This window comes from Halobacillus sp. AWH4_228 (genome assembly GCF_056158365.1).
Map to the genome: position 1 here is coordinate 1,885,560 of NZ_JBSWTE010000001.1, position 18,284 is coordinate 1,903,843.

General features: G+C 47.4%; 18 protein-coding genes. 14 read left to right on the forward strand and 4 right to left on the reverse strand.

The genetic code is table 11. From position 1 onward, the window contains the following. Positions 1–35: 35 nt before the first annotated feature. On the reverse strand, positions 36–1,223 hold the full coding sequence (locus tag ACXADP_RS09490) for an acyl-CoA dehydrogenase family protein (RefSeq protein ID WP_474968800.1): 1,188 nt from the start codon (positions 1,221–1,223) through the stop codon (positions 36–38). An 11-nt stretch (positions 1,224–1,234) separates the two neighbouring features. Continuing rightward, entirely contained in the window at positions 1,235–2,422 is a 1,188-nt protein-coding gene (locus ACXADP_RS09495; RefSeq protein ID WP_474968799.1) for a CaiB/BaiF CoA transferase family protein, read from the reverse strand. Between the two features lie 239 nt (positions 2,423–2,661). Between ACXADP_RS09495 and ACXADP_RS09500 the strand changes: the two genes are divergently transcribed. The 8 genes from ACXADP_RS09500 (at position 2,662) to ACXADP_RS09535 (ending at position 12,051) form a co-directional block, all read left to right on the forward strand. Continuing rightward, complete coding sequence (locus tag ACXADP_RS09500) at positions 2,662–3,831, forward strand: aminotransferase class I/II-fold pyridoxal phosphate-dependent enzyme (RefSeq protein ID WP_474968798.1); 1,170 nt, start codon at positions 2,662–2,664, stop codon at positions 3,829–3,831. A 19-nt stretch (positions 3,832–3,850) separates the two neighbouring features. Then, entirely contained in the window at positions 3,851–5,476 is a 1,626-nt protein-coding gene (locus tag ACXADP_RS09505; RefSeq protein WP_474970404.1) for a thiamine pyrophosphate-dependent enzyme, read from the forward strand. Positions 5,477–5,493: 17 nt separating this feature from the next. Further along, positions 5,494–6,999, forward strand: coding sequence for an aldehyde dehydrogenase family protein (locus ACXADP_RS09510; protein ID WP_474968797.1), 1,506 nt, complete (start codon positions 5,494–5,496; stop codon positions 6,997–6,999). A gap of 20 nt (positions 7,000–7,019) precedes the next feature. Then, the gene (locus ACXADP_RS09515; RefSeq protein WP_474968796.1) at positions 7,020–8,174 is read left to right on the forward strand and encodes a saccharopine dehydrogenase family protein; all 1,155 of its coding nucleotides are present in this window, start codon (positions 7,020–7,022) and stop codon (positions 8,172–8,174) included. Between the two features lie 656 nt (positions 8,175–8,830). Further along, positions 8,831–9,127, forward strand: a complete 297-nt coding sequence (locus ACXADP_RS09520) for a hypothetical protein (RefSeq protein ID WP_474968795.1) — start codon at positions 8,831–8,833, stop codon at positions 9,125–9,127. Between the two features lie 85 nt (positions 9,128–9,212). Beyond that, positions 9,213–10,106, forward strand: coding sequence for a TIGR01777 family oxidoreductase (locus tag ACXADP_RS09525; protein ID WP_474968794.1), 894 nt, complete (start codon positions 9,213–9,215; stop codon positions 10,104–10,106). Positions 10,107–10,208: 102 nt separating this feature from the next. Further along, a complete protein-coding gene (gene ablB, locus ACXADP_RS09530) occupies positions 10,209–11,054 on the forward strand; it encodes a putative beta-lysine N-acetyltransferase (protein ID WP_474971335.1) in 846 nt (281 codons plus the stop codon). Between the two features lie 160 nt (positions 11,055–11,214). Continuing rightward, entirely contained in the window at positions 11,215–12,051 is an 837-nt protein-coding gene (locus tag ACXADP_RS09535; RefSeq protein ID WP_474971336.1) for a DUF4037 domain-containing protein, read from the forward strand. On the opposite strand, the gene ACXADP_RS09540 is transcribed toward ACXADP_RS09535, so the two are convergent. Both ACXADP_RS09540 and ACXADP_RS09545 read right to left on the reverse strand, forming a co-directional pair. Continuing rightward, the gene (locus tag ACXADP_RS09540; RefSeq protein ID WP_474968792.1) at positions 12,048–12,422 is read right to left on the reverse strand and encodes a fluoride efflux transporter FluC; all 375 of its coding nucleotides are present in this window, start codon (positions 12,420–12,422) and stop codon (positions 12,048–12,050) included. The genes ACXADP_RS09535 and ACXADP_RS09540 overlap by 4 nt on opposite strands. Continuing rightward, on the reverse strand, positions 12,419–12,790 hold the full coding sequence (locus ACXADP_RS09545) for a fluoride efflux transporter FluC (RefSeq protein WP_474968791.1): 372 nt from the start codon (positions 12,788–12,790) through the stop codon (positions 12,419–12,421). The genes ACXADP_RS09540 and ACXADP_RS09545 overlap by 4 nt, the downstream gene beginning before the upstream one ends. Positions 12,791–12,919: 129 nt before the next feature. Between ACXADP_RS09545 and ACXADP_RS09550 the strand changes: the two genes are divergently transcribed. From ACXADP_RS09550 to ACXADP_RS09575, 6 genes are all read left to right on the forward strand, one after another. Beyond that, on the forward strand, positions 12,920–14,059 hold the full coding sequence (locus ACXADP_RS09550) for an FtsW/RodA/SpoVE family cell cycle protein (protein WP_474968790.1): 1,140 nt from the start codon (positions 12,920–12,922) through the stop codon (positions 14,057–14,059). Between the two features lie 276 nt (positions 14,060–14,335). Next, on the forward strand, positions 14,336–15,532 hold the full coding sequence (locus ACXADP_RS09555; RefSeq protein WP_474968789.1) for a dicarboxylate/amino acid:cation symporter: 1,197 nt from the start codon (positions 14,336–14,338) through the stop codon (positions 15,530–15,532). A 497-nt stretch (positions 15,533–16,029) separates the two neighbouring features. Next, on the forward strand, positions 16,030–16,290 hold the full coding sequence (locus ACXADP_RS09560) for a YesK family protein (protein ID WP_474968788.1): 261 nt from the start codon (positions 16,030–16,032) through the stop codon (positions 16,288–16,290). A 192-nt stretch (positions 16,291–16,482) separates the two neighbouring features. Next, positions 16,483–16,680, forward strand: a complete 198-nt coding sequence (locus ACXADP_RS09565) for a hypothetical protein (RefSeq protein ID WP_474968787.1) — start codon at positions 16,483–16,485, stop codon at positions 16,678–16,680. Positions 16,681–16,727: 47 nt separating this feature from the next. Beyond that, complete coding sequence (locus ACXADP_RS09570) at positions 16,728–17,003, forward strand: hypothetical protein (protein WP_474971337.1); 276 nt, start codon at positions 16,728–16,730, stop codon at positions 17,001–17,003. Then, positions 16,984–18,237: an aminopeptidase gene (locus ACXADP_RS09575; protein ID WP_474968785.1), complete on the forward strand. Its 1,254-nt coding sequence runs from the start codon at positions 16,984–16,986 to the stop codon at positions 18,235–18,237. The genes ACXADP_RS09570 and ACXADP_RS09575 overlap by 20 nt, the downstream gene beginning before the upstream one ends. The last annotated feature ends 47 nt before the right edge of the window (positions 18,238–18,284 follow it).

The window sequence follows — 18,284 nt, forward strand, 5'->3', positions numbered from 1 at the left end:
AGGGGGCACCTGCAGGCTATTGTTTTTTGATTGATTTAAGATTTCCACGCCGGCATCGTCCGGTCTAATGGTTTATCTTTCCGATATCCGAGAACATACTCGGCCTGCATGATGGTATGGATCTCTCGTGTGCCTTCATATATGACGGGAGCTTTGGAATTCCGCAGATACCGTTCAACAGGGTATTCATCAGAATATCCGTAAGCACCGTGAATCTGTACAGCATCATCAGCGGCTTTGTTGGCAAAATCGCACGCCTGCCATTTGGCCAGAGATGTTTCTCTTGTGTTTCTTTTTCCTTCGTTTTTTAACTCACCTGCTTTATAGACGAGCAGGCGGCTCATCTGCAGGCCGGCTTCCATTCGGGCGATCATCTGTTGGACGAGCTGATGCCTGCCGATTTCCCTTCCGAACGTTTTCCGCTCATGGCAGTAATCCACACTTGCTTCCAGGCAGGCCATAATCTGTCCGCAGGCTCCGGCTGCGACGGTAAAGCGTCCATTATCAAGGGCGGACATCGCTATTTTAAACCCATCGCCTTCCTGCCCGACCAGGTTATCTTCCGGCACGCGCACACCATCAAAAAACAATTCTCCCGTATTCCCCGCACGTATACCGAGCTTTCCTTTTTGAGCTTTTGATGAAAAACCAGGGAATGTCCGTTCGACGATAAAGGCGGATATACCGTGGTGCTTTTTACTTTTATCTGTGTAGGCAAAGACGAGAAAATGATCGGCAGCATCACAGAGGGAGATCCAGGTTTTCTGCCCGTTCAACACGTATTCGGTCCCATCTTTGACAGCTGTCGTCTGAATGGCGGCAACATCAGATCCTGCACCGGGCTCTGTGAGTCCAAACGCACCCACTTTTTGTCCTTTGGCCTGAGGGATGAGATAACGCTTTTTCTGTTCCTCGGAGGCCCACTGCAGAAGTGTCATACAGTTCAGGCCTGTATGCACGGATACCGCGGTGCGGAAAGCGGTATCGCCACGCTCCAGTTCCTCACAGACAATTGCCAGGGCGTTATAATCCATCCCGCTTCCTCCATAATCTTCAGGTATGCACACCCCCATCAGTCCGAGGTCTGCCAGCTGTCGAAGGACACCGTGGTCAAAATGACCGGAAGCATCCCATTGTCTGATGTTCGGCATAATTTCCTGATCGACGAAGCTGCGGACCGTTTTACGAAGCATGTCCTGTTCCTGTGTAAACGAAAAATCCATACCATCACTCCTTATATGATCTCACCGTTTTTCAGTCGTTGTATTTCGTTTGGGGCATATCCGAGTTCCGATAGAAGGCCTGCACTGTCGGCACCTGGTTCAGGTGGAGCCGTGCGGTAGGTTACGGGAGTTTTTGAAAGTTTCAACGGACTTCCGATGATGGATGTCGTTCCCGCTTGTGGGTGATGCATGCGGATAAACATTTCCCTGACCTTCAATTGCGGATCGTTCCAGACGTCCTCCAACGTTTGAATGGGGCCGAAAGGGATATTCCTAGTCAGACAGGCTTGTTCCCAGAAGGAAGTATTTTCCTTTAAAAACAACTTCTGCAGGATGGCTGAAAGTTCCTTCCTGTTTTTTACTCTTCCTGTATTGGAGTTGAACTTCTCATCCGATCCCAGCCCGGGTTTACCGAGCATTTCTGCCAATTGCATGAACTGCCGGTCATTTCCTACAGCAATAACAATTTCTCCATCCTTCGTATAGAACGATTGGTAAGGGACGATATTGGCATGACGGCTGCCGAGTCTCTCAGGTAGATGACCGGTCATTAAATAATTGCTGCCGATATTCACAAGGGCGCTTACAGCTGAATCGAAAAGGGAAAGGTCGATTTTCTGCCCTGTTCCGGAAACCTCGCGTTCCAATAAAGCGGACTGGATGCCGATACACGCGTAAAGACCGGTCAGAATATCGGTAATCGCTACTCCCAGTTTCTGCGGGCCGGATGTTTCATCTCCGGTAATGCTCATTAAGCCGCTCATGGCCTGAATGATAAAATCGTATCCCGGTCTGTCCCGGTACGGTCCGGTTTCACCGAATCCGGTAATAGAACAGAAGACGATCCCTGGATGGATCTCTTTTAAACGGTCATATCCGATTCCGAGCTTTTCCATCGTCCCTGTCTTGAAGTTATGAATGACCACATCGCAGGTTTGGACGAGTTTTTCGATGATCTGTATGCCTTCCGGCTTTTTGAGGTTCACCGTTAAGCTTTTTTTGTTCCGATTGGTACACAAAAAATAGGAGCTGACTCCATTTTTGAAGGGAGGACCCCAGCAGCGTGTTTCATCACTGCCGCCCGGGGCCTCTATTTTTATGACTTCTGCGCCAAGGTCACCGAGGATCATGGAACAGTAGGGGCCTGCCAGCACACGGGTCAAATCAAGGATCCGACGTCCTTTCAAGGCTGTCTCCATATACGACCACTTCCTTCCATAGAAAAAGCCAGAAGAACCCATACGTGGTATGAATCCGACTGGCTTGGGAAACGCGGGGATTACGGTTCAACGTTGTCCTTTACGGGTTGTATCTCATCCTATGCAGAAGCTGGGCAGCCTATGAATGGGTAAAATCTATCATCATACCTGCCTTATCCGGCTAATAGGATAAGACAGTACGGTGAATGTGAATATAGGACAGGCTGGAGGTAGGGTAAATGATTCCACTTTCCAAACAGGTGCAGAGTCTGCCTGCATATCTGTTTTCTCTTTTTCATAAAAAGAAGATGGCTCTTACGGCGCAGGGGATTGATGTGATTGATCTGGGGATCGGAGCTCCGGATCTTTCTACACCGCCGTTTATTATAGACAAGCTTATTCAGGAAGTCAGAAAGCCGGAAAACCATAAGTATCCCCCTTATCATGGATGTATGGAATTCAAGCAGGCCGTGACGGATTTTTATCACCGCCGTTTTCATGTATCCCTTGATGTGGACAGGGAGGTTTTGGCCCTGATCGGTTCAAAGGAAGGGATTGCCCATTTGATCCAGTCGATGCTCAATCCTGGCGACGGCGTCCTGGCGCCGGACCCCGGCTATCCGGTGTATCAATCAGCAGTGCATTTGGCCTATGGGGTGACGATTCCTTATCCTCTCAACCCAGAGGAAAATTTTGCACCTGCATTTGATCAAATTTCGGAGCGGGACTGTACCCGGGCAAAATTGATGATCCTGAACTATCCCAACAATCCGACCGGTGGAACGGTTGGCATGGAAACGTATGAACAAGCTGTCCGATTCGCGAAAAAAAATCAACTGATCCTTCTGCAGGATGCCGCTTATGATCTTGTGACCTTCGGGGACTATCAATCTCCAAGTCTTCTTCAGGCTGAGGGAGGAAAGGATGTTGGCATTGAATTCGGCTCTCTGTCTAAAAGCTTCAATATGGCAGGGTGGAGATTGGGATATGCCGCCGGAAACGAAGAACTTATTCAAGGCCTCGGTCTTGTCAAAAGCAACAGGGACACAGGGCAGTTTCCTGCCATTCAAAAAGCAGGAGCAGCTGCTTTAAACAGCAGTTTTGATTCTGTCGTAGCCAATAACAGGACGTACGAAATGCGCTTCAATATTATTCTTCCAGAGCTGGAGGAAATGAATGTCCGCGCCGTAAAACCCAGAGGGACGTTTTTTGTCTGGGCGCACGTCCCGGAAGGATTTACATCCCAGAGCTTTGCTGAAAAAATGCTCGATGAAGCCGGAATCATTCTGACACCCGGGACAGCCTTTGGGCAGCAGGGAGAAGGGTACATCCGCATCAGTCTGACCCACCCCGTCGAGCGTCTGCATGAGGCTGTGCTGAGGATGAAAAAGGCGATGAAGGGAGGGTGATGGTGTGAAGCAAGCGGTTATGTCCAGTGCCAGGGCCATTGTGGAGTGTATAAAAATGGAAGGTGTCCGACACATCTTTTGTGTCCCGGGTGAGAGTTTTCTACCGGTGCTGGATGCCATATCAAGGGAACGTTCCATGCAGTTGATTTCCGCCAGGCATGAAGGTGGTGCATCGTTTATGGCGGAAGCCTATGGGAAAGCGGGATCCTGCCCAGGTGTCGTCATGGCCACTAGAGGAGTTGGAGCGGCCAACCTTGCCATTGGTGTCCATACGGCTGCGCAGGACTCCACGCCTCTTGTCGTTCTTCTTGGACAGGTGCATTCCAGCTTCAAGGGGCGTGAAGGGTTTCAGGAAGTGGATTTGGAAGCCTTTTTCAAACCTATCGCGAAGTGGGTGGCTGAAATCAGAGAGCCGCCCCGGACAGCAGAAATCATTCAGCGTGCCTTCCGGATTGCACAGACAGGGCGGCCCGGGCCGGTGGTGGTTTCGCTGCCTGAGGATGTTTTGAAAAAAGAAGCCCTTATGACATTCGGTCCGGCGGTTACCATACCTGCACCTGCACCTTCTGAAGAGGAAGTAGAAGCCGTAAAGACTGCCTTGAAGTCCGCTGTCCGTCCGGTTGTGATTGCCGGGGGCGGGATTAAGCGTGCAGGCGCAGAACAAGAGCTGGTCTCTTTCGCGGAACGTTTCAGCCTTCCTGTCGTTACGGCCTTCCGCAGACATGACAGCTTTCCAAACGACCACCGTTTATATGCCGGTCACCTCGGGTTAGGGACCGATGCGGACATTCTGGAAACGGTCCGTCAAGCGGATACGATTGTTGCGATCGGCACCCGTTTATCAGAAATTACAACACAGGACTATAAGCTTCTCACTCCCGACCATAAGGTCATTCATATAGATATCGATGAACAGACGATTGGACGTGTGCATCCGCCGTTCCTTGGGGTGGCCGCTGACGCACGACAAACATTGAAAAAGCTGGAATCCATGGATGTTCCCGCCGGATGGGTTTCTTGGGCGGAACAAAGGCGGTTGAAATATGAACGCACGCTGACCAATGCTGGAAGGCAGATGTTGAATGGCCGGGTTATTGATTGTTTGCAGAACAGACTTAAAGAAAACAGTGTGATTACCAACGATGCTGGTAATTTTGCGGGATGGCTTCATTCGTTTTTTGTATTTCGTCATCCCCATTCCTATGTGGGGCCGACTTCCGGGGCTATGGGCTACGGACTTCCCGCAGCCCTTGGAGTGAAGCTGGCATCTCCTGAAAAAATCGTCGTTTCTCTCTCCGGAGATGGAGGGTTTATGATGACCATGCAGGAAGTGGAGACCGCCGTCAGATACAACATTCCTGTAATCAGTCTTGTCTTTAACAATCGTATGTACGGAACCATCCGCATGCATCAGGAAATGCATTACCCGCATCAGGTCGCAGGAACAGACCTTGGGGAGGTCCGGTTCAGTAAAATAGCCCGTCATATGGGAGCGGAAGGTTTCTATGTACAAACAGTGGAGGAATTCGACGGAGCCTTGGAAAAAGCTCTACAGTCGAACGTCCCTGTAGTCATTGAAATTGAATGTGATCCAGAGCAGATTTCCCTGAACCGGACCATTTCAAGTCTCCGGTCAAATCAGTAACCAAGAGGAGTGAGCACGTGGAAATCACCCAGGTAAAAAAGTTAAAGAACTTTATCAATGGTGAATGGAAGGCACCTTCTACAGAAAAAATGACCAAGGTGTATAATCCGGCTGATTCAGAAATACTAGCCGACGTTCCGTTGTCCAACGCAGAGGACGTCAAGGCGGCGACCAGGGCGGCCGTTTCTGCCCAGAAGAAATGGGCGCTTGTTCCTGCACCGCAGCGGGCGGAGGTCCTTTATAAAGCAGGCTTGATCATGAAGGAGAAAAAAGAGTATCTGGCTCGTCTGCTGACGATGGAAAACGGTAAAGTCATTGAAGAGGCGCGTGGGGAGGTGCAGGAAGGGATCGACATGGCATTCTATATGGCTGGAGAAGGACGGCGCCTGTTTGGACAGACGACTCCTTCCGAGCTGAAGGATAAGTTTGCTATGAGCGTCCGTGCCCCAGTAGGTGTCGTCGGAATTATTACCCCTTGGAACTTTCCCATTGCCATAGCAACGTGGAAGTCCTTTCCTGCCATCGTTGCTGGAAATGCCGTCGTTTGGAAACCTGCAACCGAAACCCCGTTCATGGCCTTTGAACTGGCAGGGATTCTTCAGGAAGCCGGCCTTCCTGAAGGTGTCCTGAACGTTGTGTTCGGATCCGGTTCCACCGTAGGGGAAGCGATGATCGAAGAGGATGACATCCGTGTTATATCCTTTACCGGATCGAACGAAGTTGGCAGGCACATTGCTGGAAAGTGCGGAAGCCGCCTGAAGAAAGTGTCATTGGAAATGGGCGGTAAAAATGGTGTGATCGTCATGGATGACGCTGACTTATCCCTTGCGGTCGAAGGGATTTTGTGGAGTGCGTTCGGCACAAGTGGACAGCGCTGCACCGCCTGCAGCCGTGTCATGGTGCACGAGAACGTTAAAAAAGAGCTGGAGGAGCGGCTGCTCAAGGAAACGGCAAAGCTGACAATAGGCAGCGGCCTTGATGAGTCGATAAAGGTGGGGCCGATTATCAATCGAGGCGGCCTCGAAAAAATTCAGCAGTACGTAGACATTGGGAAACGAGAAGGGGCAAAGCTTCTTGCAGGAGGTTCTGTGATGGACCAAGGCCCATTGAAAAACGGCTGTTACTTCGCCCCGACCATTTTCACAGATGTTACCCCGGACATGCGGATTGCCCGTGAAGAAATTTTCGGGCCGGTGGTATCCCTTATTCCTGTTAAAAGCTTTGAAGAAGCGGTTCATATCAATAATCAAGTGGAATTCGGCCTGTCCAGTTCGATTTTCACTAAAGATGTAAACCGAGTGTTTGCCGCCCAACGGGATCTCGACACAGGAATCGTTTATGTGAACGCGGGAACGACAGGTGCTGAGATCCACCTTCCGTTTGGCGGAACAAAAGGCACGGGCAACGGTCATAGAGATTCCGGAGTAGCGGCTCTTGATGTATTCACAGAATGGAAGGCCGTTTATGTCGATTTCAGCGGCCGCCTGCAGCGGGCGCAGATTGATGTTGAGGAAGGTTCATAACGGGCAGAAGGAGTGATCCAATGAAGGTGGCTGTTTTAGGATCCGGTCTCATGGGAAAGGAAGCGGCCAGAGACCTTGTTCACAGTCCTGGTGTAACACATGTCGGTCTGGCTGATATTGATCAGAGAAGAGCCGAGGCTGTCGTTAATACGCTGCATTCTCCAAAGCTTTCGGCCTATCAGGTTGATGCAGGCAATGAACAGCAGCTGGAGAGCTTTTTGCAGGACTACGATGTCGTGATCAATGCCTTGTTTTATTCGTTTAACGAAATTGTTGCGCGTACAGCAGTGAAGGCAGGTGTCCACTCCGTCGATCTAGGAGGTCATATCGGTCACATTACCGACCGTGTGCTTGAACTGGATGAATCCGCCCGAAAGGCAGGGGTTACCATCATCCCTGACCTCGGTGTAGCCCCCGGGATGATCAATATCCTTTCAGGGTATGGCGCATCAAAACTGGACAGCTTGAGTGGGATAAAGCTGTACGTCGGGGGGATTCCTGTCCGCCCTGAGCCTCCGCTTGAGTATAATCATGTCTTTTCTATGGAAGGACTGCTGGACCACTATTCCGATCCTTCTACGATAATAAGAAAAGGGAAACTGGAAGAAGTGGAATCTCTGACAGAAATAGAGCCGATCTACTTTGACCGTTTCGGCCCTCTGGAGGCTTTTCACACTTCCGGAGGGACATCGACGCTGCTTCAATCCTACCCGGATATTGAAACGCTGGAATATAAAACGATCCGTTACCCTGGTCATGCAGCGAAGATGAAGCTGCTCGTCGACCTGAACCTCACAAGGGCAGGGAACGTAGTGGAAGTAGACGGGAGGAAAATCAATACGAGAAAAGTTCTCCTGAAAAGCATCGATCCTCTTTTAGAACTAAAAGAAAAGGATGACGCTGTACTTTTAAGAGTCCTTGTAGAAGGACAGAAGGATGGGGCAGACCAATCCTGCTGCTATGAAATGATCACGTATAAAGACAGGGAAGCCAATGTAACGGCGATGGCAAGAGCGACCGCTAATACGATATCCGTGGCTGCCCAGATGATCGGAAGCGGCCGGATCACAAAGCGTGGGGTCCATCCTCCCGAAAGAGTTGTTCCCGGTGATTTTTATATCACGGAAATGGCGAAGCGGGGAGTGGTTATTACAGAAAAGAATCATAAAGTGTAGGAAAAGAGAGGGGGACGCCCCCTCTCAGCTTATAAAGAAACCCCTGTTTCTTTATAAGCTTTTTTCTTTCTTACCGCCAGGAGCGAAAGCCCCTTCCCTTTCCGCGGACGAGCGCCCGAGCTTCCTCGCAAAAAAACCGCTCGGCGATCTCGGCCCACTCGTTCTTCCGCAGGAGTGGAAGGGGCACCGTTCCCTGGGAGTTCTTGAAAATCAAACAAGATTCTCCTTCCCCCCGCTCACCCTTACTGGATGGAGGACAATTTTTTTCATATTCCTTCAGGCAGCCGTTATCAGTGCCTGTTCTTTCCCTTTTTGTTTTCCACGCAAGCGGCCATAGCGCAGCCCATGCCGTTCTGCTTAATCTGGGATCCTGCGTAGGGCGTGCCCGTGGCATTCATCCACCGAAAAGCGGAATGTGACCCTTCCCACGACAAATGGATACCTCTAACTGGTTAACACAGGCCTTTTCTACAGCCAAAGAGGGGGGGCGCCCCCTCTTTTCTTAATTTTTACATAAATTTCAAACAAGATGAACATCCCGGCGTTATACTGGTGGCGCCACATGTTATCAGCGGCCGCTCAACAGAAGGAGTGGTTGTGATGTTTAAAAGAAGACGATATTGGTAAGGAAAAGAAAAAACAGGGAGTGCGTAAACATGGTATGGAAAGAAATCGAAAACCTGCAGTTCCTCAGCCAGCTGTCCTTGAAGCAGGTGGAGGACAGACTCTTGATCACTGCTGATTTTGCACCTGAACTGAAAAAGGCACTGGGCATGAAAGAGCCCTTTCTTTACGTCACGCTTTACGTCCGTGGAGGGGCGAGGATAAAGATCATCGATGAGGATAGTGCTGCCCTTTTTAATACAACCAAAAAAGATTTTGACGAAGATACGTATGCGCGGATCATTGATTTTGCCAAATCTCATGCCCGCCAATTCAAGAAAAGAACGTAACCTTCATGGTAAAATAAACCTATGGCTTACAAGCCGCAGGAAGGAGCATTGCGCGCTCATTATTTTTCAGGAAGGTGGTTTACATATGAAAAAAGTGGTATTGGCTGGAGGAACTGGATTTATCGGCAGGTATTTTAAGCAGCGATTTGAAGAGATGGGGGTTGAAACCTGTACGATTTCCAGGCAGCCCGGGTATATTCACTGGGAAGACTTTGACGGGATTGTTCAGGCTCTGGAGGGAGCCGATCTGTTGGTGAACCTGGCAGGCAAATCTGTGAACTGCCGGTATCATCCACGTAATCAAAACGAAATTATGATCTCACGCGTCATGACGACGCATGTTCTAAGTAAAGCTCTTAAAGCGTGTTCCCACCCGCCGGAAGTGTGGATGAACTCGAGTACAGCTACGATTTACCGGCATGCGGAAGACCGGCCGATGACGGAGGAGTCAGGGGAAACAGGGAGTGGGTTTTCCGTCAATGTCGCATCGACCTGGGAGGATCACTTCTATGCCCACAGCCTGCCTGGAGTCCGCAGGGTCGCGCTTCGGACAGCGATCGTTCTCGGTAAAGAGGGAGGTGTGATGGGCCCTTATAAAAATTTAGTCAAGTTTGGTCTCGGTGGTGTCCAAGGGAGTGGGAAGCAGATGTTCAGCTGGATTCACGTGGAAGATTTGTTCAGGATTGTGTTATTCCTGAAAGATCGGTCTGATTTAACCGGTGCTTTTAACTGTTCAGCCCCCGGGCCGGTCAGTAACGAACATTTCATGGAAATCATGCGGGAGCAAATGGGGCGGAGTTCTGGACTTTCCGCTTCGAAGTGGATGCTTGAGCTGGGTTCTGCATTTATCCGCACAGAAACTGAATTGGTGTTGAAAAGCCGCTGGGTCATTCCGGATCGTCTGGTCAAAGCGGGATTTTCCTTTGAATATCCTGCCATTGACGATGCACTCTCGGAAATTCTACAAATGTCGTCATAATTAGTCCCTCGAGACATATTCCTTCTTTATCCAGGCCCCTGTAAAATAAAAGAGTACAAGTGAATGAAGCTGACTTGAAACTCATAAAGGGGAGAAAAAGTGATGATGTCTAAGGTGGATCTTTCTGTTCAAACGCTTTTGGAAAACGATGATGTTCATTTGGAACCTGTCAATAAGCGGATCAAGGTGTACAAGCTTCCAGACTGGATCACTGAGGAAGAACTGGATGACCTTTCTCAGACGGCTCTGGATAACGACTGCGATAAAATCATTTTCTATGTGCGGGCGGATCAAAAAGAAACATCGATTGCAGAGGAGCATTCCTTTATATATGAAGGTGAAATCCAAGGTTTTTTCCAAGGGGAGGATGCGCTGATTTATGCCAGGTATTTGAATCCTGACAGAGGGAGAGCCGGCACGGGCAATGTGATTCCTCGCCTCAAGGAATTAAACATTCAGGAGCAGACCGGGGGTAGGCCCCTGCCTGAAGGGTATGATATCCGATGGGCAGAAGAGCAGGATGCAGAGGAAATGGCCGAGCTGTACCAAGAGGTTTTTCCGAAATACCCAACCCCTATTCATGACCCTTCCTATATTAAACAGCTGATGAAAGAAGATGTTTATTTTTCCCTTATTCATGACGGGCATCAGCTGGTGAGCTCCTGTTCCGCTGATCTATTTCGTGAATTTAATGCAGCGGAATTTACAGACTGCGCAACTCTTCCTTCTCATAGAGGAAAAGGTCTTTTATCCTGTCAGTACCCACACCTGGAAGAAAAAATGAAACATCTCGGCGTCCAGACGATGTTCTCCTATACGCGTGCAGCTTCCATGGGGATGAATATCGTGGCAAGACAGCAGGGCTTCACGTTCGGGGGATGTATGATTCAAAACAGTATGATCGGCAGTGGACTCGAAGATATGAATATATGGTATAAAGCTTTATAAACCTAAAGCTTGGTAAAATCGAATCTGAAAATAACACCCGTACGGTGAAACATGGGATCATCGTGCGGGTTTTTCTTTGCAGACCTTATTCCCTGCCGGAGTATGAAGGTCTGCTTGCAGGGCAAGGAAAATGAAAACGGAAAAAGGAGGAGGGATTTGTTTGAATTTAAATGAAAAAGCTGTATACATGGCGTCCTTCTATCAGGAAAATGACAACGTGCAAGCTGTCATTTTAGCCGGTTCTGTGTCCAGGAACCTGGGTGATCATCATTCTGATATTGAACTGCATGTGTTGTGGAAAGAGCCGCCGAGTGATTCCGACCGCATGGGTCCGGTGAAAAGAGGGAACGGAATCCTTCGTACGTTTTACCCTTATGAAGAGGGGGAGTGGTCTGAAACGTATCACGATGAAAGCGGGGTGAAGTTTGAAATCAGCAGCTTTTTAACGAGGACGATTTCAGAGGTGATCCATGATGTAAAGGAAAAGCTGGATGTGAGTTATGAAAAGCAGTGCCTTCTTGCAGCTGTTCAGGACGGGGTCGTATTACACGGCCATCATGTAGGAGAGATACTGAAGGAGGAGATGAATGTTTATCCGGAAGCCTTAGCGGAAAAGATGATCAAAATCCATCTGGATTTTGGCAGTCCTTGGCGCAGTCGTAAGGCGTTGTGTGAAAGAGAGGACTGGCTGATGTTTTATTCTGTCATGTGCGGGGTTCATCACAATCTTTTCGGTATTCTTCACGGATTAAACCAGATGTACGTCAAACACCCTTCCTTTAAATGGATGAAAGATACCCTGGAGCAGATGGACGTTAAACCCGAAAGGATGTCTGAGAGGTTGACTTATATCTTTGAGGCATCTCCTGCACAGGCGCTGCAGGAGACAGAGCACCTCGTTAATGAAGTCGTCCAGCTGGTGGGAATTTCTGATTATAAAGGGCCCCTTCAGGATGAGATAGAGTCGTACTGGAAAGAAGCGGGCCCCATCAGTTAAAGGTGTAACAGCAGGGAAGGGAAGGAATACCCAATGATATACAGGAACAGGCCCAAGGTATAGCTGACAATGGTATAAGCTGCAAGTGTTTTCCATTCCCTTCCCCTGTGGAGGTGGAGGGCTTCCAGTTTAAACGTGGAGAACGTGGTCAAACCTCCCATGATCCCTGTTCCGGCCAAAGTTATCCATGTTTCTGAAAGATGCAGGCCTGCTGTTGTACCGAGCATAAAGGAACCAGTCATATTGACAGCAAAAGTGGCCCAAGGAAAGGAAGAGGACGTCCGTTTGTTGATCCATTTACTTATGGTATAGCGCAGGACAGCTCCAATGAATCCACCTGCCCCTGCCAGGAGTACTAACAGTATCGTCATCCAGTCTTCCTCCCTGCGAGGTGGAATCCAAGGAAAGAGCATAAAAATCCGCCCCCGATGCTCAGACTTATATAGAGAAGGCTCTCCCATTCACTGCCATGCTGATACAGCGAAAGCGCATCTGCTGTCAAAGTGGAAAACGTCGTATAAGATCCAATGAGTCCGGTGCCCAGAAAAGCTTTCCACTCAGCCGTCAGCTGATATTTGTTGATCAGTCCTGCGGTCATCCAAGCCAGCAGAAAGCTGCCGGACAGATTCACAAAAAGGGTGGAATAAGGAAATCCACTCGTATTTACGTATAAAAGACCAATCAAGTACCTCAGGGATGCCCCAATAAACCCACCGAAGCCGACATAAAGATAGATCATTCCACAAACCTCCTACCATTCTCATCGATATTATAAAGACTTTTGATTTAATTTAAAAGGAATGCTTTTTTTACATGGGGAGAACCCTTATAATTTATCTATCAGCACCAAAATGAAAGAGGGTTACCAATGATAGTCAGAATCTTAAAGAACATCGATTTTTCAATCCTTTTCGCCGTACTGGCGCTTTCCGCCTTTGGTACTGTCATGGTATACAGCGCGAGCATGGTCAGTGGTGTCATGGTGTATGACGTAACCCCCGGATATTTCTTTGAAAAACAGCTGCTTTCCTGGGGTCTGGGAATCGGCGCTTTATTTTTCGGGATCATCTTTCCGTATAAAAACTACCGCCGTTTATTTAAACTCATTTTACTGGTGACCGTCATTCTACTAGGGATGGTTTTTGTCATTGGACAAACGACCAACAACGCTCAGTCCTGGATCAGCCTCCCGCTGATCGGACGCTTTCAGCCGGCGGAACTCGCAAAAATGTCCCTGATTATCTACTTGGCTGCTATTTATACGAAAAAAAGCAGCTACATACAGGATTTCACACGAGGACTGCTTCCTCCAATGATCATTACAATGCTTGTCGTGGCTATGATTTTAAAGCAGCCGGACTTGGGCACAGCAGTAATCGCTCTGGCTGTTTCCGGATTGATCATTATGTCCAGCGGCTTGAAGAAGTCCCATTTGTTCTTTATGCTCGGTCTCGTTTTAGTGGCTGCCGTTACGATGTACCAATTCGGTTTGAGTGAAGAACAGCTCTCCCGGTTTGATGGTGCCTACCAACCCTTTGAATATGCGGATGACGCAGGCTACCAGCTGATTAATTCCTATCTCGCTATCCATAACGGCGGGATTATCGGTACAGGCCTCGGAGCCGGGGTGCAAAAGCTTGGCTATCTGCCGGAAGCGCATACCGACTTTATTATGGCCGTTGTAGCGGAAGAACTGGGGATTATTGGAGTGGCTGTTGTGATCGGACTGATCGCTCTTATCGTCCTGCGTGGTTTTTATGTCAGTATGAACAGTCATGATACCTTCGGAAGGCTGCTGTCTATCGGTGTTTCCGGTTTAATCGGCATTCAGGCTGTTATCAACCTGGGAGGATTGACAGGTTTGATTCCTTTGACGGGAGTTCCGCTTCCGTTTGTCAGTTTTGGTGGAACCTCGTTATTGATGATGATGTTCTCTGCAGGAATTTTAATCAATATCCACGCCATTTCCAAAATCAAAAAGAATCAGGAAGAAAGAGCTGCCGCATAAAAAGGCGTCATCCCTGGAGGATGACGCTTTTGTTTTTATAGAGTGCATTATTAGAGCTGTGGTGCGGTGCTCGAAGGTCAATGGATGACCTGAACAGCTGTAACCGGACGCCGAAGGTCGGTAACATGAGCCCGTAGCTTTATTCTTTACTATCCATTGTTTTTGTTGTTTTTTATACTTCACAAACCATAGAAAAAAAGGTAGTGTATAAACCATGATTTATTCTATAACACATTAACTCGTTAAATTTTTACAAATGGAGAAAGGAAGAGGGAGATGAAAAGAATACCATTATTAGTAAGGATTGTCCTGGCAATAGCGCTGGGGATCATTATAGGACAGTTTGCACCGGAAATCCTGATTGAAATCGCTGCAACATTCACAGGTTTATTCGGTAATTTCCTAAGCTTTGTCATCCCGTTAATCATTCTCGGTTTTATTGCGCCTGGGATTGCATCAATGGGCCGGGGGGCAGGAAAGATGCTGGGTCTGACGACTGGATTAGCCTATGTCTCCACAGTTCTGGCAGGTACAGCGGCTTTCTTATTCGCCAGGAACCTGTATCCATCTTTTTTGCAGGGACAAAGTGGAGCGGCTTTTGCTAATCCCGAGGAATCCCTGGTGGAAGCACCTTTTTCAGTTGAAATGACTCCAATTATGGGCGTCATGGCCGCACTTATATTATCTTTCCTATTAGGAGTTGGAATGACGGCTGTTCAAGGCGATTCTTTGTTACATGTCATGAATGAATTTCGTTCCATTATCCAAAAGGTGATAGAGAACATCATTATTCCTCTCTTACCGTTTCATATATTTGGAATCTTTGCGAATATGACGTATGCAGGACAAGTCGGTACGATTTTAAGTGTATTCGCAAAAGTGTTCTTGATGATCATAGCTCTGCACCTGCTTTATCTTGTCGTTATCTATGGTATTGCGGGCAGTATGCATGGCAGAAATCCATTCAGTCTATTGAAGAAAATGACGCCTGCCTACTTTACAGCACTAGGAACGCAGTCCTCGGCAGCTACGATTCCAGTGACATTAAAACAAGTGAAGAAAATGGGAGTGCGCGAACGTGTCGCAGATTTTGCTGTACCGTTACTTGCGAATGTCCACTTAGCAGGAAGTACAATCACAATTACCAGCTGTGCCATGGCGGTTATGTATATGCTGGGACAAGCAACAACATTTGCTGATGTATTTCCATTCATTCTTATGGTAGGAATTACAATGATTGCAGCCCCGGGTGTGCCGGGAGGAGCAGTTATGGCAGCTATCGGCCTCCTCGAATCGATGTTAGGATTCGATTCCACCATGGTTTCCTTAATTATTGCTCTCTACCTGGCTCAAGACAGCTTTGGTACAGCAACGAACGTTACAGGCGATGGAGCCATTACTGCGATTGCTGATAAACTTATGAAAAAAGGAAAACAAGAGGATCTTCCTGTATCTGATCAGAACGTTGGATAAGGAAATCCTATTGTAGTAAAAGAGCCGCTGCTTAGGCAGCGGCTTTTTGTCTGTTGAGAAACAATCGCTGCCCCGCATGTCGTGGTTGCGTTAACGTATCGCTTATCGGTGGGTGTCATCCGAGCCCCTGCTCTAGTAGATCTTTGGCGCGCAGTCATCACCACTGAACACCCCCGTGCCCTCACCCAATAATCATTTGAAAAAGGGAAGATCTTTTGTTTAACAAAAGATCTTCCCTTTGTATCTTTCGGAATCAAAGCTCTCAAACTGATGTTCGAATCCATGAAGGTATTTCAGAAAATAAAAGGAATAGGAATGGAAATGGTTTTACTTTCCTACACCGTATTCCGTGATGTCAATACTGCTTTGCATTTTTAACAAGCGAGGGGAAGGTCTTATTAGATAATCTATGCACTTAGGTTCCGTATGCAACCTGTTAATATCCATTTTATGGTATCATATGAACCACATAGACATAATAAAATGGAGGGAATTTTATGATGATTTACGGACCTTTACTCGTATCATTCTTTCCAGAGATCCTTGTATTGGGTCTTACTTGGTGGTTCAGCAAAAAGGGTTTTTCTCTGTTTATCAGGATGTTACCCGGAGCTTTATTGAGTATTGCAGCTCTTATCCTTTTTTATATTGGATTTGTTAACATCAGGGGATTCGAAGGGGCAGCTTATGGCATTCTTTGTTTCTTTTTTATGCTTTTTGCTATTCTGTCCTTTGCTGTTGCATTTAAGGTGAAATGAAGTACGTGAAAGGATCATGGATTGAACAAGGATTCAATGTTAAATAGGAATGCAATCAATAGTACCTTTGTTAACTCGCCCTCTGGTTGAAGGAAATATCATTTTCGCGCAAATCTTAAATATCCAAAGCCCGCCTTCTGCCATAACGGGATCTATAAAAAATATAAGCAGTCATAACGGAGGAGTGTTTTTGTGAATCAGTTATTGGCCTTCTCTATATTAGGTTTAAGTATTAGCGGTGCGGTTTTAATTCTATCTGTTCCTTTATTATTTAAATCTCCAACAGGGGACTTTGAACTCTTATTGGCTGCTGGATCAGCAGGTTCTTTTGCTGTTTTCGCCGCCTCATCTCTCATTTTACGAAACCGTTTCAACCACTCTAAGAATTGATGGTTCAGCTTTCCCTGTTGATCTCATGCAATGAAAGGAAGGTTTTTTTGGATCTTCTAAATCAAAGACTGCAAGATGTGAAAAAGCCCCCCATTCATTCAGAAATGATTAAAGGGACTCACGCAGGTGATATGGTCCGGATTGAAACTTTCAATCAAAATGGTGAAAAGGAAAAACTCTTCTATAAGGAATTTGCTAAGGATAGAAAGATTGAAATAGACATGTATAAAAAGCTGGGAGATCAAAGCAGAAGAGAGCCCGGCAGGAGAATCTATCATCATACTACTTCTGGGGAGATATCAAATGACTACTGGAATCTATGAATGTATAAGTGAAGAAGCGTTATACAAGTACGCAGAACTCGCTGTAAAAGTTGGTGTGAATCTACAAAAACAGCAGATGTTGATTATTCATAGTGATATCCAAAATGCACCGTTTGCACGTTTCATTCAAACGGCAGCCTATAAGGCGGGTGCATCAAATGTACATATCGATTGGACTGATGTACAGTCTGCCAAAGAATTTTTCTTACATGCACCAGATCGCATCATCGGGTACTATCCGGATTGGCAGGCCGCCCGTTTTCGGGAATGGGAAGAGGCAGACGCCGCTTATATCCATATTATTACTGAGAATACGGAAATGTTTAAGGAGGTTTCTGCTGAGAGGGTGGCCTGTTTTCAAAAAGCTTCTCGTGCCAAATTGAGGGATTATCACACGAAGATTAGATCCCACGAGATACGCTGGTGTCTTCTCGCTGTACCGAGTGTTGACTGGGCATTGAAGGTATTCCCAAACCTACGTAAAAAAGAAGCTTTACAATCCTTGTGGACGTCGATTTTAAAAGGAGCCCGGGCAGACGGGGATTTCCCTGTAAAGGATTGGGAAACTCACCATGCAGCCTTCGAGTCCCGGAAGAATTTCCTGAATGAGAGCCAATTTGAATCCCTGCATTTTAAGAATAACCGGGGAACGGATTTACACGTTGGTCTACCTGAAAACCATCTCTATATCGGCGGGGGAGTCTCAGATAAAGAAGATATCCCATTCTTTCCGAACATTCCTACCGAAGAAGTATTTACTGCTCCCCATAGAAATAAAGTGAATGGGCGACTGGCAGGTAGTAAACCGCTAGTTTATGGGGGACGTGTTATCGATGGGTTTTATCTGATTTTTAAAAACGGGCGGATTACGGACTATTATGCGGCAGAAGGGCAGGAAGTGCTGCAGCATCTCATTGACACAGACGGGGGATCCCAATACCTTGGTGAAATCGCTCTCGTCTCTCATACATCCCCACTTGCTCAAGAGGATACTCTTTTTTACAACACACTGTTTGATGAGAATACATCCTGTCATATCGGAATTGGACATGCTTCTCCTTCCAATATTCAGAACGGCATGAACCAATCTGAGAAAGAGTTGAAGACAGCTGGGCTGAATACGTCGCTATTGTCCGTTAATGTGACCTTTGGTACTGGAGATATGGAAGTAACAGGCATAAACGAGGATGGAAGTGAAGTCCTGCTGATGAAAGAGGGGGATTTTCAATTTTAAATCGCCCGCAGCTGAAAAGCGTCATCCATGGTGGGTGACGCTTTTTT

Bases quoted from the DNA above. Each gene is read 5' to 3' on its own strand.
- ACXADP_RS09490 (WP_474968800.1), bottom strand. From the start codon at position 1,223: ATGGATTTTTCGTTTACACAGGAACAGGACATGCTTCGTAAAACGGTC.
- ACXADP_RS09495 (WP_474968799.1), bottom strand. From the start codon at position 2,422: ATGGAGACAGCCTTGAAAGGACGTCGGATCCTTGATTTGACCCGTGTG.
- ACXADP_RS09500 (WP_474968798.1), top strand. From the start codon at position 2,662: ATGATTCCACTTTCCAAACAGGTGCAGAGTCTGCCTGCATATCTGTTT.
- ACXADP_RS09505 (WP_474970404.1), top strand. From the start codon at position 3,851: ATGTCCAGTGCCAGGGCCATTGTGGAGTGTATAAAAATGGAAGGTGTC.
- ACXADP_RS09515 (WP_474968796.1), top strand. From the start codon at position 7,020: ATGAAGGTGGCTGTTTTAGGATCCGGTCTCATGGGAAAGGAAGCGGCC.
- ACXADP_RS09520 (WP_474968795.1), top strand. From the start codon at position 8,831: ATGGTATGGAAAGAAATCGAAAACCTGCAGTTCCTCAGCCAGCTGTCC.
- ACXADP_RS09525 (WP_474968794.1), top strand. From the start codon at position 9,213: ATGAAAAAAGTGGTATTGGCTGGAGGAACTGGATTTATCGGCAGGTAT.
- ablB (WP_474971335.1), top strand. From the start codon at position 10,209: ATGATGTCTAAGGTGGATCTTTCTGTTCAAACGCTTTTGGAAAACGAT.
- ACXADP_RS09540 (WP_474968792.1), bottom strand. From the start codon at position 12,422: ATGACGATACTGTTAGTACTCCTGGCAGGGGCAGGTGGATTCATTGGA.
- ACXADP_RS09545 (WP_474968791.1), bottom strand. From the start codon at position 12,790: ATGATCTATCTTTATGTCGGCTTCGGTGGGTTTATTGGGGCATCCCTG.
- ACXADP_RS09550 (WP_474968790.1), top strand. From the start codon at position 12,920: ATGATAGTCAGAATCTTAAAGAACATCGATTTTTCAATCCTTTTCGCC.
- ACXADP_RS09555 (WP_474968789.1), top strand. From the start codon at position 14,336: ATGAAAAGAATACCATTATTAGTAAGGATTGTCCTGGCAATAGCGCTG.
- ACXADP_RS09560 (WP_474968788.1), top strand. From the start codon at position 16,030: ATGATGATTTACGGACCTTTACTCGTATCATTCTTTCCAGAGATCCTT.
- ACXADP_RS09575 (WP_474968785.1), top strand. From the start codon at position 16,984: ATGACTACTGGAATCTATGAATGTATAAGTGAAGAAGCGTTATACAAG.